At 70.2% G+C, this 12,995-nt stretch carries 10 protein-coding genes; 6 read left to right on the top strand and 4 right to left on the bottom strand.

Annotated features, from left to right (window positions below; translation table 11 throughout):
* Positions 1-5: 5 nt before the first annotated feature.
* Positions 6-1,412 carry an FAD-dependent oxidoreductase gene (locus JIG38_RS00935; RefSeq protein WP_199421621.1) on the top strand — a complete coding sequence of 469 codons (1,407 nt, stop codon included), beginning with the start codon at positions 6-8 and terminating at the stop codon, positions 1,410-1,412.
* Positions 1,413-1,476: 64 nt separating this feature from the next.
* The gene (locus JIG38_RS00930; protein WP_199421620.1) at positions 1,477-1,884 is read left to right on the top strand and encodes a hypothetical protein; all 408 of its coding nucleotides are present in this window, start codon (positions 1,477-1,479) and stop codon (positions 1,882-1,884) included.
* Positions 1,885-1,942: 58 nt separating this feature from the next.
* On the opposite strand, the gene JIG38_RS00925 is transcribed toward JIG38_RS00930, so the two are convergent.
* The 3 genes from JIG38_RS00925 to JIG38_RS00915 all read right to left on the bottom strand — a co-directional run bounded on the left by JIG38_RS00925 (position 1,943) and on the right by JIG38_RS00915 (position 4,526).
* Positions 1,943-2,914 (bottom strand): electron transfer flavoprotein subunit alpha/FixB family protein, encoded by a 972-nt coding sequence (locus JIG38_RS00925; RefSeq protein ID WP_199421619.1) that lies wholly within the window; start codon positions 2,912-2,914, stop codon positions 1,943-1,945.
* Complete coding sequence (locus tag JIG38_RS00920; RefSeq protein ID WP_199421618.1) at positions 2,911-3,696, bottom strand: electron transfer flavoprotein subunit beta/FixA family protein; 786 nt, start codon at positions 3,694-3,696, stop codon at positions 2,911-2,913. Before JIG38_RS00920 ends, JIG38_RS00925 begins: the two co-directional genes overlap by 4 nt.
* Before the next feature lie 146 nt (positions 3,697-3,842).
* Positions 3,843-4,526 carry a M15 family metallopeptidase gene (locus tag JIG38_RS00915; RefSeq protein ID WP_199421617.1) on the bottom strand — a complete coding sequence of 228 codons (684 nt, stop codon included), beginning with the start codon at positions 4,524-4,526 and terminating at the stop codon, positions 3,843-3,845.
* Between the two features lie 681 nt (positions 4,527-5,207).
* Here JIG38_RS00915 and JIG38_RS00910 point away from each other — a divergent pair.
* From JIG38_RS00910 to JIG38_RS00895, 3 genes are all read left to right on the top strand, one after another.
* Positions 5,208-5,714, top strand: a complete 507-nt coding sequence (locus JIG38_RS00910) for a flagellar basal body-associated FliL family protein (RefSeq protein ID WP_199421616.1) — start codon at positions 5,208-5,210, stop codon at positions 5,712-5,714.
* A 746-nt stretch (positions 5,715-6,460) separates the two neighbouring features.
* Positions 6,461-9,241: a heavy metal translocating P-type ATPase gene (locus JIG38_RS00900; RefSeq protein WP_199421614.1), complete on the top strand. Its 2,781-nt coding sequence runs from the start codon at positions 6,461-6,463 to the stop codon at positions 9,239-9,241.
* Between the two features lie 74 nt (positions 9,242-9,315).
* The gene (locus JIG38_RS00895; protein ID WP_199421613.1) at positions 9,316-9,591 is read left to right on the top strand and encodes a metal-sensitive transcriptional regulator; all 276 of its coding nucleotides are present in this window, start codon (positions 9,316-9,318) and stop codon (positions 9,589-9,591) included.
* Between the two features lie 470 nt (positions 9,592-10,061).
* On the opposite strand, the gene JIG38_RS00890 is transcribed toward JIG38_RS00895, so the two are convergent.
* Entirely contained in the window at positions 10,062-11,177 is a 1,116-nt protein-coding gene (locus JIG38_RS00890; protein ID WP_199421612.1) for a prolipoprotein diacylglyceryl transferase family protein, read from the bottom strand.
* Positions 11,178-11,826: 649 nt separating this feature from the next.
* Here JIG38_RS00890 and JIG38_RS00885 point away from each other — a divergent pair.
* Positions 11,827-12,981, top strand: a complete 1,155-nt coding sequence (locus JIG38_RS00885; RefSeq protein WP_199421611.1) for a YVTN family beta-propeller repeat protein — start codon at positions 11,827-11,829, stop codon at positions 12,979-12,981.
* The last annotated feature ends 14 nt before the right edge of the window (positions 12,982-12,995 follow it).

Raw genomic sequence — 12,995 nt, 5'->3', positions numbered from 1 at the left:
CCTCGATGAGACCCACCCAGTGCGCCGCTCCGGAGCCGCCCGTCGACGAGCACGTGGGCCCCGCTCGCGTGGCCGTCGTCGGCGCGGGACCGGCCGGCATCTACGCCGCCGACATCCTGTCCAAGGCCGGCCTCGAGGTCTCGATCGACCTGTTCGAGCGTCTGCCCGCGCCGTTCGGCCTCGTCCGCTACGGGGTCGCGCCGGACCACCCGCGGATCAAGCAGATCATCGTGGCGCTGCACAAGATCCTCGACCGCGGCGACATCCGGCTGCTGAGCAACGTCGACTACGGCACGGACCTGGACCTGGACGACCTGCGGCGGTTCTACGACGCCGTGATCTTCTCGACCGGCGCGATCCGCGACGCCGAGCTGCCGATCCCCGGCATCGACCTGGCGGGCTCGTTCGGGGCGGCCGACTTCGTGTCCTGGTACGACGGGCACCCCGACGTGCCGCGGACGTGGCCGCTCGAGGCCCGGACCGTCGCCGTGATCGGGGCGGGCAACGTCGCGCTCGACGTCGCCCGCATCCTGGCCAAGCACCCCCAGGACCTGCTGCCCACCGAGATCCCGGACAACGTCCACCAGGGCCTCCTGGCGAGCCCGGTGACCGACGTGCACGTCTTCGCGCGACGCGGGCCGGCGCAGGTGAAGTTCAGCCCCCTGGAGCTGCGCGAGCTCGGCCACGTGCGCGACGTCGACGTCATCGTCTACCCCGAGGACTTCGACTTCGACGAGGGGTCGATGGCGGCGATCCACTCGTCCAACCAGACCAAGCAGGTCGTCAAGACCCTCACCGACTGGACGCTCAAGGAGCCGGAGGAGCTGACCGCGAGCCGGCGCATCCACCTGCACTTCCTGCACAAGCCCGTCGCGGTGCTCGGCGAGGACCGGGTCGAGGGCCTGCGGACCGAGCGCACCGTGCTCACCGGCGACGGGTCCGTCGCGGGGACCGGCCAGCTGCACGACTGGCCGGTCGAGGCCGTCTACCGGGCGGTCGGCTACTTCGGCTCGCCGCTGCCCGGCCTGCCGTTCGACGAGGTCGCCGGCGTGATCCCCAACGACGAGGGGAGGGTGACGACGCGCGCGGGAGCACCGATCGCCGGGGTCTACACGACCGGCTGGATCAAGCGCGGCCCGGTGGGCCTCATCGGGCACACGAAGTCTGACGCCGCAGAGACGATCAAGCACCTGGTCTCCGACGTCGGCGAGCTGCCTCGAGCGCCCGAGCGGAGCGAGGCTGCCGTGCGGGCGCTGCTCATGGAGCGCGGCGTCCGCTACGTCGAGTGGTCCGGATGGATGCTGCTGGACGCCTACGAGCGGTCGTTGGGCGAGCTGCGCGGCCGCGAGCGGATGAAGGTCGTCCCGCGGGAAGACATGCTCGCGGTCGCACTGGACGAGCAGCCCTCGTGACGCTCGGAGGCGTGGTGGCGCTCGGGACGCAGGTACGGGGAGCGCACGACTGGCCGGGTCGGGCATGACGGCCGCTGCGTGGCTCTTCGCCGGCGCGGGCGTGGTGCTGGTCGGGATCGGGATCTTCTTCGTCGTCGCCCGCCCGCCGCTCCTGCCTGAGGATCTGCGGTACCTCGACCGGGAGCAGCGCGAGATCGACGCTCTCCTACCGCGACTGCAGACGTGGCTGCGTCGCGTCTTCGTCGTCCTGGGCGGCCACGCTCTCGCGTCTGGTGTTCTGACGGTGTTCACCGCCGTGACCGCGGTACGTCAGGGAAACCTGGCGGCGGTCATCGCGCTGCTTGCCTCTGGAGCTGTCGGCATGGGACTCATGGTGGTGGTCAACTTCCTGATCCACTCCGCGTTCCGATGGATCCTGCTCGCCGGTGCGTGCTTGTGGCTCGCAGCGACGACGGCCGCGGTCATGGCTTAGCCCGGGCACATCCCGCCGTCTTCAACCACGCATTCGCGGGCGTGGATAGCTGCGTCCATCATCCCCGTCGGCGCCTCAGCTCCGCCGTGAGCTGAGGAAGGACGGTGTGCAGGTCGCCCACAACTCCGACATCCGCGATCTCGAAGATGGGCGCCTCGCGATCCGTGTTGATCGCGACGATCGTCCCGGCGGCCTGCATCCCGCCGCGGTGGTGCACCGCGCCGGACACGCCTGCACCGATGTACAGCCGTGGTGCGACGGTCAGACCGGTCTGGCCGATCTGCGTCGCTGGGGCGATCCACCCTTCATCGGTGGCGACTCGGGTCGAGCCCACCGCGCCGCCGAGCAGCTCGGCGAGCTCCCGTACGGCTCTGAAGTCCCCGTTCGTGCCTCGTCCACCCGCCACGACCACCGATGCCCGTGCCAGGTCGGGCCCCTCCGAGACGTCTGGACGATGACGTTCGATCACCGTGACGGCGGACGGCTGCGCGATGTCGACGGCGTGCTCGACCAGCCGCGCGGCGCGGGCGTCGTCGGCCTCGATCCTGGTGACCGAGTTGGGCGCCACCGTCACGACGGCAGCAGGGCGCTTCACGTGGATGTGGACGTCCCAGGTTGCCGAGAGCGCCGAACGCACCGCGCTGACGTGGTCGTCGGCCCCGATGCGGATCTCGCTGGCATCCAGGACCAGCCCAGCCCCAAGGAGACGCGCGGACAGGGCCGCGACCTCCCGCGCGGACGGGCCGGACGCGAGCAGGACCACGTTCGCCCCGACCTCGCGGGCGACGGCCGCGACGAGCGCCGCGGTCGAGTCCGCCGAAAGCGAGTCCGAGGAACCACCCGCGAGAACGTGAGTGGCGCTCGCGCCGTGAAGCGCGCACAGCTCGGCGGGTGCCTCGCTGCCCGAGCCGGGCCATACGGCGTGCCCCACGCCGAGCCTTCGCGCGAGGGTCAGCAGCTCTCGGTCCGTGGGAGTGAGGCCCTCGTGTCCAGCGAGGACGGCGAGGATCGGGGCTGCGGTCGGCATCATGCGAGTCCGTTCTTGATGAGGTAGTCGGCGAGGACTGCGCCGGCTGTTCCGTCGTCGGCCAGGAGAAGTGCGGCGGTTCGTGGAGGACGGGCTGCCGCCGCGACGACGTGGGTGCGCGCGGCGGCTGCTCCCACGGCGGACGGGTCGAGCGGAAGATCGGCGAGCGACCACGTGGTGACCGGCTTCTTGCGAGCGGCGACGATCCGCCTGAAGTCGGGGAAGCGAGGACTGTTGGCGCGGTCGGTCACGGAGACCACGGCGGGGAGGGGAGCCTCAAGGATCTCCACGGTCTCTCCCTCACGTTTGATCCGCACGCTGCTGTTGACGAGCGCCACTTCGGTGGCGAGCGTGAGGCACGGCAGTGCCAGCTCAGCGGCCAGCAGGGCCGGCATCACGCCCGAGAGCGCATCGAGAGCCACCGTCCCGGTCAGGACGAGGTCGACGGGCTCCTCGGCCGCGAGCTTGGTGACGACGGCGCCGAGCACGGCCGCCGTGGAGAAGAGGTCAGAGCCGGCGAGCGCGGGGTCCGTGACCAGAACGGCGTCGTCCGCTCCCATCTGCAGTGCGCGGCGCACGGCGTCCTCTGCCTCGGGCGGACCCATCGTCACGGCCGTGACGCGTGCGCCCCGGGCGTCGGCGAGGGCGAGGGCCGCCTCGACGGCGTACTCGTCCATCTCGTTCATGGAGCCGTCACCGGCGGTGCGATCGAGGTGGCCATCCTCGGTAAAGGAACGGTCCGACTGCGGGTCGGGCACGTGCTTGACGCAGACGATGATCCTCATGGTGCTCCTCGCGTGACGGCAGCCCACCCTGCATGGGCAGGAGCGACCGTACGAGGAGGGGAGAGGTTCGCCGGCGCTAGAGGTCCCCCGCGGGGAGACCTTCAGCAGACCTTCATGGATCGCGGAGCTGAACCGCTGTGGCGCGGTCATGAGGCTCCCCGTGTCTCCAGCGCGGCGACGGCGTCGGCGAACTCCCAGTGCCAGGGTTCGAACGGGCCGGCACCACCGGCATGTGCCCAGTCAGGGTTCTCCCAGCCGAAGATGGGGCCAACATCGTGCAGCCACCGCCCTCGCTCCCCGGTGTAGGCGCTCTCGCACAGGTCGATGGCCAGGCCCCACCCGTGATTGCTCGCGCCGGCTGGTGCCGCGAGGCCGCCCTTCCGCGCGTCGAGCGCGAGCTGCTCCTCGAAGTCGCGGTAGGCCGAGCTCAGGCACATGTCGCTGCCGAAGGCAGCCCGGAACGCGTCGTTCAGCTCGAAGAGGGCCACGACGGCATCTGGCCGGTCGCGGAATGGCGCCTGCCACAGGTCACAGAGCGCCGAGTCCGGCAGACGTCCGTTGGGCCCTGTCTCCGTCACGATCCCGCTGCAACCCAGCGGAGCACGGTCGGCTGAGCGCGACACGGAGAACGCCGCTCGGTCCGCCAGGGGGGCGGTGCCATGGTCGGCCAGCACCGCTTCGCCGCCCTCCGTGGGCCGTGCGTCGCTGCTCAGCACTTCGTAGGCGGTGAGGCCCTGCGGTGGAGCGGAGGTTGGCAACTCGGCCGGTGGTTCGAAGGGTCGAGCCGCGAACGCGACGGTCGACAGCACCATGGCCCCGACAAGCGCCACGCGCGCGAGCTGCCGCGGCCAGGGCGCGCGGTCAGCCCTTGGACGCCTGCGTCGTCCGGACCCGTGAAGGTCGCGCCGCCGGAGATAGAGCCCCGGCGAACCGTCATCCTGTCTCATGCGCTACGAGCGCATGTCGGCTCCACGGTTCGCCGTGCACTGCGCGAGGCCGCGCCGTCGGACAGCAGGCAGTCGGAAAGGGAGGCGCACTCCTGCGCGTCTTGGCGGGTGATGGGCCCTCCTTAGTCGAGCCGGCCATGAGCATCCTCAGGTTGGGGCACTCACACTGCGGAAACGCCTGGCTAGCGGACAAGGTTTGATGAAGGTGCCCGCCGCTTGCGTCAAAACAGCCAAAGGCCCGGCGTCGTGCCCGTCCGCTAGCTGATGTCGCCCGTGAGCTGGTGTCACGCCGCAGCGCCCACGGTCAGGTGGTTGCAATTCGATGCCGAGGGGCGCCCGCCTGCCAGACGGACAGGTTCCGCGCGCCCCCGCGGCGCTGGCCTCGGCCACCGGCGGCATGCCGGGGCTCGTCGGGCGAAGTGCGGTCGTACGGGGTCGGGTTCGTCAGCCTTGGTCAGTGGCTTCAATCGAACCTTCATCAGCGAGCTGCTCACGCTCGAGCCCGGGTTGTCGACCCGTGTGGTGAGTTCCCCGGTTCAGGGGTCCCGACGAAGGATGCGGCTCATGACGACCCAACAACGCGTGATCGCGAACAAGCAGAAGATCCCGGGACGGGCCGAGCCCGCGGCGACCCTAGGGAAGGCAGCTACCACGCCTGCCCGCCGGACGCGGAAGCGGCTCGTTCTCCTGACACTGGTCTTCGCAGCGCTCGGAGGCGGAGCCGGCTACTGGTTTCTGACCGGTCCTGGGGCGAGCAACGACGTCGCAATCGCTGAGAACGTCCCCGAACCGGGCGTCGTGCAAGTCCTCGAGCCGATCAGCCTGAACCTCGCGGAGGGCCGCTATCTCCTGGTCGGGTTGGGTCTACAGCTCACCGCCGAGGTCGAGGAGGAGATCGAGCCGTCCAAGGCGCTCGACATCGCGATCGCGGTGCTCTCAGGCCGGACGCTCGAGGAGGTCAGCAACGCTGAGGGTCGTGCGGCGCTCAAATCGCAGCTCGTGTCCCTGATTTCGGAAGCGTACGGCGGAGAGGTCATGGACGTTGTCTTCACCAACTTCGTCACCCAGTAGGGACACCCTCGACCTCCACATCCCGTCCGGTTCAGGGGGGTGAAGCGTCCTTCCCTGATCCTTGGGCGCCAAAAGCTCCGTAGGACGGTTTGCGCGAGGCCGGCGGAAAGGTCGGCTCGCCAGGCTCCGACCTCTCACTCCATGGGCCCGCACGGCACCGCAGCGAGCGACTCAGGGCGATGGCCTCGACGCGCCGTGACTCGGGGGCCCGTCCCGCACGCCCGATCGGCGAATGGCAGCAGAACCGATGTGCGGGCGGCGCGCTCGGTCCGCCCGAGGCGAGCGGGCGCCTGCCTTCGAGAACCTGAGCTGACCTCTCCGCCTCGAACCACGAGCAGGTCAGGTCGTCAAGGCCCGTTGCAGTGGTGCTTGGCGCATGTCGGCAAGGCGTCACCGTGAGTGGACCGTTCTTCATCGAACCTCTATCGCTTCAGGGGGGCTTTCCAGAAGCAGTGGGCGTTACATGGGCTCATACCCACTGGGGGTATGGGAGGTAGTGCCGTGAGACGGAACAGCTATCAAGTGTGGGGCCTGACGTGCGGAGCATGCCTGGCCGAGTTGATGGACCAGGTTCGCTCCTTGGCGGGTGTGCGGTCAGTCAAGGTCGAGCTCGTGACCGACGGGGCGTCACGCCTGGTGGTCGTCGGGGCGTCGATGCCCGATCGGCAGGCCGTGCAGGACGCGGTCGTGGAAGCAGGGTTCTTCACTACGAGGCCGGGCTTGACCGGGACTGGGCAGGTGTCGAGATGAGCGGCTTTGAGGCGTCAGCGGTGGTCGTGGGCGTCCTGCTCACGGTGTTGCTTGGGTGGTACTTCTTCGGCCCGAAGAAGTCTCGTCGGGCGGACGTGACGGACGGGTTGCAGCAGGTCGTCGTCACCGTGCGGGGCGGATACAGCCCTGACCTCGTCGAGGTCGTGGCCGGGGTTCCCGTGCGCTTGCTGTTCGACCGCCAAGAGACGGGCGACTGCTCCTCGCGTGTGGTGCTCCCTGACTTCAAGATCAACCAAAGTCTGCCGGCGAACGCGAGGACCGCCGTCGAGTTCACGCCCACTGTGGCCGGCGACTACGGCTTCGCCTGCGGGATGAACATGCTGCACGGCCGCGTGCGAGTCGTGAACCCCGTGTCCGGGCAGGCCGGGACTCTCGGTGTTGTCACCGAGCCACGGCTCAGCTACGACGACGTGGCGGGCGCCGGTGCGCTCGAGCATGGCGCCGCCGGCCACGGGACAGGTCCCCGGGGGCCCTTGGTGTCGGTGTCCGACGGGAGCGAGGATGGCGACTCCGAGGAGCGGGAGCGGGCAGCCGAGATCGTCGATCTGCGCCGCCGGGTGCTGGCCGGAGCCGTGCTGACCCTCCCCGTCCTGGTCGCGGTGATGGCGATGGAGTTCTTCACGGCCATGTGGGTTCCGGACGCCCTGATGAACCCGTGGCTCCAGATGGTGCTCATCGCCCCGGTGATGCTCTACACCGGCTGGCCCATCCACAAGACGGGTTGGCTGGCGCTGTCACACCGCACCGCGGACATGAACTCGCTGATCACGCTCGGCACGATCGCGGCCTTCGGTTACAGCCTGGTGGTGACGTTCGCCCCAGGCCTGCTGCCGGAGGAGACCCGGGAGGTGTACTACGAGGCGGTCGGCGTCATCATCACTCTGATCCTCGTCGGCCGGCTGCTGGAGACCAAGGCCAAGGCCGGCACCGGAGAGGCGATCCGGACACTCATCGGCCTGCAGCCGCGCACCGCACGAGTGATCCGTGCCGGCGACGAGCGCGAGGTGCCGATCGACGAAGTGCTCGTGGGTGACGTGGTGGTGGTCCGGCCCGGCGAGAAGCTGCCCGTGGACGGGGAGGTGGTGGAGGGGACGTCCGCGGTCGACGAGTCCATGGTGACCGGTGAGCCGATCGCGGTGACCAAGGGCCCGGGTGACCCCGTGATCGGCGCGACGATCAACCAGACCGGAGCATTCCGGTACAACGCGACCAAGGTCGGCGCCGACACGATGCTGGCGCAGATCATCCGCCTCGTGCGCCAGGCGCAAGGCTCCAAGGCACCCATCCAGCGACTGGTGGACCGGGTCTCGAGCTACTTCGTCCCGGCGGTCATGGGAATCGCGGTCTGGACGTTCGTGATCTGGGCACTGGTAGGCCCCCCGCCGGCCTCGGTCTTCGCCCTGGTGGCGGCCGTGTCGGTGCTCATCATCGCCTGCCCCTGTGCCCTGGGGCTGGCAACACCGCTGTCGATCACCGTCGGTACCGGCAAGGGCGCCACGGCCGGCATCCTCATCCGTTCGGCCGAGGCGCTGGAGACAGCGCACAAGCTTGACACCGTCGTGCTCGACAAGACCGGCACGATCACCAAGGGCGCCCCGGCGCTGACCGACGTGCTGCCCGCAGATGGGCTCACCGAGGTCGAGCTCCTCACCCTGGTCGCGGCCGTGGAGCGCTCCTCCGAGCACCCGCTGGCCGCGGCGATCGTCACGGGCGCACTTGATAGGGGGATCCAGCTGCCGGAGGTCAACGCCTTCGACTCGGTGACCGGTCAAGGTGTGCGCGCCCTGGTTCGCGGCCGCGAGGTGCTCGTGGGGAACCGGCGCCTGCTGGACAGCGCCGGTGTCGCCGCCCCCGCCCGTGAGGCGGACCGGCTCGCTGCGGACGGCAGGACGCCGATGTTCGTGGTCGTCGACGGGCGCTTCGCCGGGGTAATCGGCGTGGCTGACACCCTCAAGGACGGCTCGACGGCTGCCATCGTCGCGCTGCGCAAGCGCGGGATCGAAGTGATCATGATGACCGGGGACAACCGGGCCACCGCAGCAGCGATCGCTCGTCAGGTCGGCATCACACGTGTGGTGGCCGAGGTGATGCCCGAGCACAAGGCGGCCGAGGTCAAGCGGCTCCAAGCCGAGGGGCGGGTGGTCGGCATGGTCGGGGACGGCATCAACGATGCACCTGCGCTGGCCCAGGCCGACGTCGGGTCGGCGATCGGCACCGGCACCGACGTGGCCATCGAGTCCTCCGACATCACGCTGATCTCGGGCGCGTTGTCCGGCCTGGTCACCGCGGTGGATCTGTCCCGCGCCACCATGCGCAACATCCGCCAGAACCTGGTCTTCGCGTTCATGTACAACGCGATCGGCATCCCGATCGCGGCGGGTGCGCTGTACCCGGCGTTCGGCTGGACGCTCAGCCCGATCATCGCCGCGGCAGCCATGGCGCTGTCCTCGTTGTCGGTGGTCGCCAACGCCAACCGCCTGCGCGCCTTCACTCCACGGCCCCTGCCCGAGGCCGTCCAGGTCCCCGCCACCGACCCGGTGGTGGAGGTTGGGAGAGACGATCACGAAGGAACGGAGGACTCCATGTCCGAGAAGCCACAGACGGTGACCGACCCGGTCTGCGGGATGAGCATCGAGCCCGCCTCTGCGGCCGCTACCGCCGAGCACGGGGGCCAGACCTACCACTTCTGCTCCCAGCACTGCGCGGAGAGCTTCCGCGCCGACCCGGCCCGCTACGCGACCGCGGCGGAGCGCTGACCGGGCGAGCCCCCGGGGCGCCACCGAGCCTGACATCGGTGGCGCCTCGGGCCCTATCAGGCAAGGAGGACCTGATGACCGAGACAGACCGGCAGGACCTGCTCATCCGGCTGCGCCGCATCGAGGGCCAGGTTCGCGGGATCGCACGCATGGTCGAGGACGACAAGTACTGCATCGACGTCCTGACCCAGGTCTCGGCCGCCTCCAGGGCGCTGCAGTCCGTGGCCCTGGGCCTGCTCGCTGACCACATGGGCCACTGCCTGGTCGACGCCACACGAGCCGGCGGACCCGAGAAGGACGCCAAGCTCAAGGAGGCCACGGACGCCATCGCCCGTCTCGTGCGCAGCTGAGGCGGCCACCGGGACCGAGCGAGCGACATGCAAGGGGATGATCATGGGCGGTCAGTCCACAGTGCTGCAGGTCGGCGGCGTGCATTCCCCTCCGAGTCGTCATCGAGAGAACTCTGCTGCGCCAGCCGGTGGTACGGGGCGTCGAGGCGAGCGCCGTCTCGCAGACCGCAACCGTCGCCTACGACCCGGGTCGGACCTCGGTCGCGCAGCTCGTGAGACGGGTCAACGACCGCGGGTAGCACTGTGCCGGCCAGCCGGTACCTGGTCATGTGTGCCACCGGTGGCCGAAACCGACCGCAACGGCGGACGGAGGTCACCCACCCGGATCATCGGGGCGGCCCCGGTCAATGCGGCCACGAGGCGCACGGCGACCCATGGATGTAGACGTGCACAAGGACCACGTCGCTCCCATCCCGACGATTCACCGCGGACGACGACCGCGCTGACGAAAGCGTGTGGTGCTTGACGTTTCAGGTGAGCCGGGCGACGAGCATCGTGCCTAGCAGCACCACGAGGGCCAGGAGGAGCGTGGCCTGGCGTCCGTACGGGGTGCTACGAGGGATGCCGCGCAGCGGGAACAGCAGTTGACGGACGGCCACGTACGCAGCCACCCCTGCGGCGAAGAGCAGCCCTCCTGGCGATGGGGCCTGAGCTGAGATCACGGCCGCGACGAGTGCGAGCGCCCCGGCGGCAGCCGACTCCATCAGCTGGACCGGCACCCGTCGGGCCGCCACCCGCCGGTCCGAGGACCAGATGGCCCAGCGGGATAGAGTCGGGTTACCGGCGCAGCACCCCGCGAGAAGGCAGCCGAGCCGACCGACCCCCTGACCGACGAGCAGGGCCGGGATGGTCCCGTCCAGCAGGTGGCCCACGGGCGCACCCTGGAGTGCCCCGCCGACGACGAAGGTCGCCGTCGCCACGATGACGAAGCCTTGGACGCTCATGCCCGCGAGGCCCACGCCGCCGCGCTCCTTGCGGTGGGTGAGCCGGTAGTACGCCCTGGCTCCGACGGCGCCCAGCAGGCTGGCAACCAACGCGAGGAGGAGTAGACGACCGGGCGGCAGCCCGTGCGCCCGCGCAAGGGTGTTCTGCACGACGAGCGCCAGCAGGACGCCGAGGCCGACCATGGCCGGCCAGGAGCCGAGCACCACGCCGGGGGCGCGCATGAACGCGACGGGAGCGAAAGTCGACACCCCCACGCGCTCGGCGGAGGGCAGTCTCACGGCCTCGGAGTGGTCTGCCCCTTCCGGGAGGGCCACGGCGTCGGCGGTGACGTGCCACCTGCCCGCCGCCTTACCTGCGACGCGGTGGGTGAGTGCGATCCGCCCGCTGCCCTGCTCGATTCCAGAAAGGGTGGTGGTGGTGACGAAGTCGTCGGCGGCGACCCGGTCGTGGTCGACGTCGAGTCGTCGCCCGGTCAGTCGCAGCACGACCTTGTGAGGCCCGGGCGTCGTCGGCGCGTCGAACCAGTACGTCATGCCGAGGGCATGGGGCATCAGTTGGCCGAGCGCCGACAGGGGAGTCTTGACGAACTCCAGCGCGCCGGCGGTGCCTGCTGCGCCGCCTACCCGTGCGAGCGTCGGCATCGGGTGCGCCGACGGCAGAGGGGAGGGACCGGGCGAGGGGCGGGCGTCCGGCCTGCGTGGTGAGCCCGCGCCAGTGCCGGCGCCGTCGGGGCCCGGGCCCTGGGCCAGACCACTCGAAGCGGCCGGTCGCGCCTGCGCGAGCGGAGCGGGTACCGGCGGATGGTGCCCCGTCAAGGGCACGGACGTCACCAGCGGGAGGCGGACTGGGCCCACGGGCGGCGTGCGCGGTACCTGTGGAAGTGCTGGGACAGCGGGCGACGGGGACGCTCCTCTTCGCCCGGCCGATGCTCCGCGCCGCGCTTCAGGAGAGCGCTTCTTCGGTGGTCGACGTGCCATGGCTCTCCCCGTCCGCTCTGATGTCGTCGCGCTGGCGGTGCGCTGCGTTCCCGCCGACAAGCATTTCTCTGCGTGATGAAGATCCGGCCGCACTTTCGATCAGCTTTGGGTGTCGCTGGGAACAAGACCACGAGGTGGCGGGCTGGCCTTCGCACTGGGGCCACCTAGATCGCGAAGACGGCGAGTCGACCGGGCTCACCGGGGACGCGCGGGGATTTTCAACGGATCTTCACGGAACAAGCGGCGTTAGTGCAGGGAAGGGCCTCGATGCTCGTCCAGGGTCAACGTGACCCGGACGACATGGAGGAGAACGATGAAGCGCGCTATCAGCGGACGGCTCACGGCCGGGGTGATCGCCATGGCCGGTGCACTGGTGCTCGCCGCCTGCGGCAGCCCTGCCCAGGACTCGCGTGCCGTGGCGGTCGGCGAGCCGGAAACCACCGCAACGGCGGCGGAGCTGGCGGGCACCATCTGGGTCGCGAACGAGGACGGCGGCACGTTGAGCGCGATCGATGTGGCGACGAGCAGCGTCGTGGCGACGGTCGAGGGTGTCGACAGCCCGCACAACGTCCAGTCGAGCCCTGATGGCGCAACGGTCTGGGCCGTGAGCGGCCACAAGAACGCCGTCGTCGCCATCGACGCCGAGACCCTGGAGCTGCGGGGCACGCAAGCCACCGGGCCGGGGCCGGCGCACGTCGTGATCAGCGAGGACGGCTCCCGGGCGTACGTCACGAATTCCGGGGACGCCACGCTGAGCGCCTACGGGACCGCCGACCTCGCGCCGCTCGGCACCGTGGGGTTGAGCGAGGGCCCGCACGGTCTTCGCGGCACGGCGGACGGCGCGACGCTCGTCGTGGCGAACACGGGCGCGGGCACGATCGACGTGGTCGACACGCAGGCGATGTCGGTCCGTGCGAGCATCCCGGTGGGTGCCTCACCGGTCCAGGTCGCGGTCGAGCCCGGTGGGCGCTACGCCTATGTCAGCCTCGCCGGCGACAGCGCGGTTGCGAAGGTCGACCTCGAGGAGCGTGCTGTCGTTGCGACGGTCGACGTCCCGAGCGCGCCCGTCCAGCTCTACCTCACGGCCGACGGGGAGACGCTGCTCTCGGCGGACCAGGGCAGCGAGGCAGCACCGGGCACGACGGTGTCGGTCATCGATCCGACCGACATGTCGCTCACGGCGAGCATCATGACGGGGTCCGGTCCGCACGGCGTCGTCATCGATCCGACCGGCGTCATGGCGTGGGTCACCAATCTCTACGACGACACGGTGTCGGTCATCGATCTCACGACGAACCGGGCCGTTGCTACGGTGCCGGTCGGCGACAAGCCCAACGGCATCTCGTTCAGCGCCGTGCCGATGCCGGGTTCCGCACCGTCGCGTGCACGGGTCGAGTTCCCGGACTACGCCGCCGCGGCGCCGGGCAGCGATGACGCCCACGGTGACGGGCACGACGACGACCACTGATCGAGGCGGGCTGC

This window comes from Actinotalea solisilvae (assembly GCF_016464425.1).
Lineage (GTDB): Bacteria > Actinomycetota > Actinomycetes > Actinomycetales > Cellulomonadaceae > Actinotalea > Actinotalea solisilvae.
This window is presented reverse-complemented; position numbering and strand designations above follow the sequence as displayed.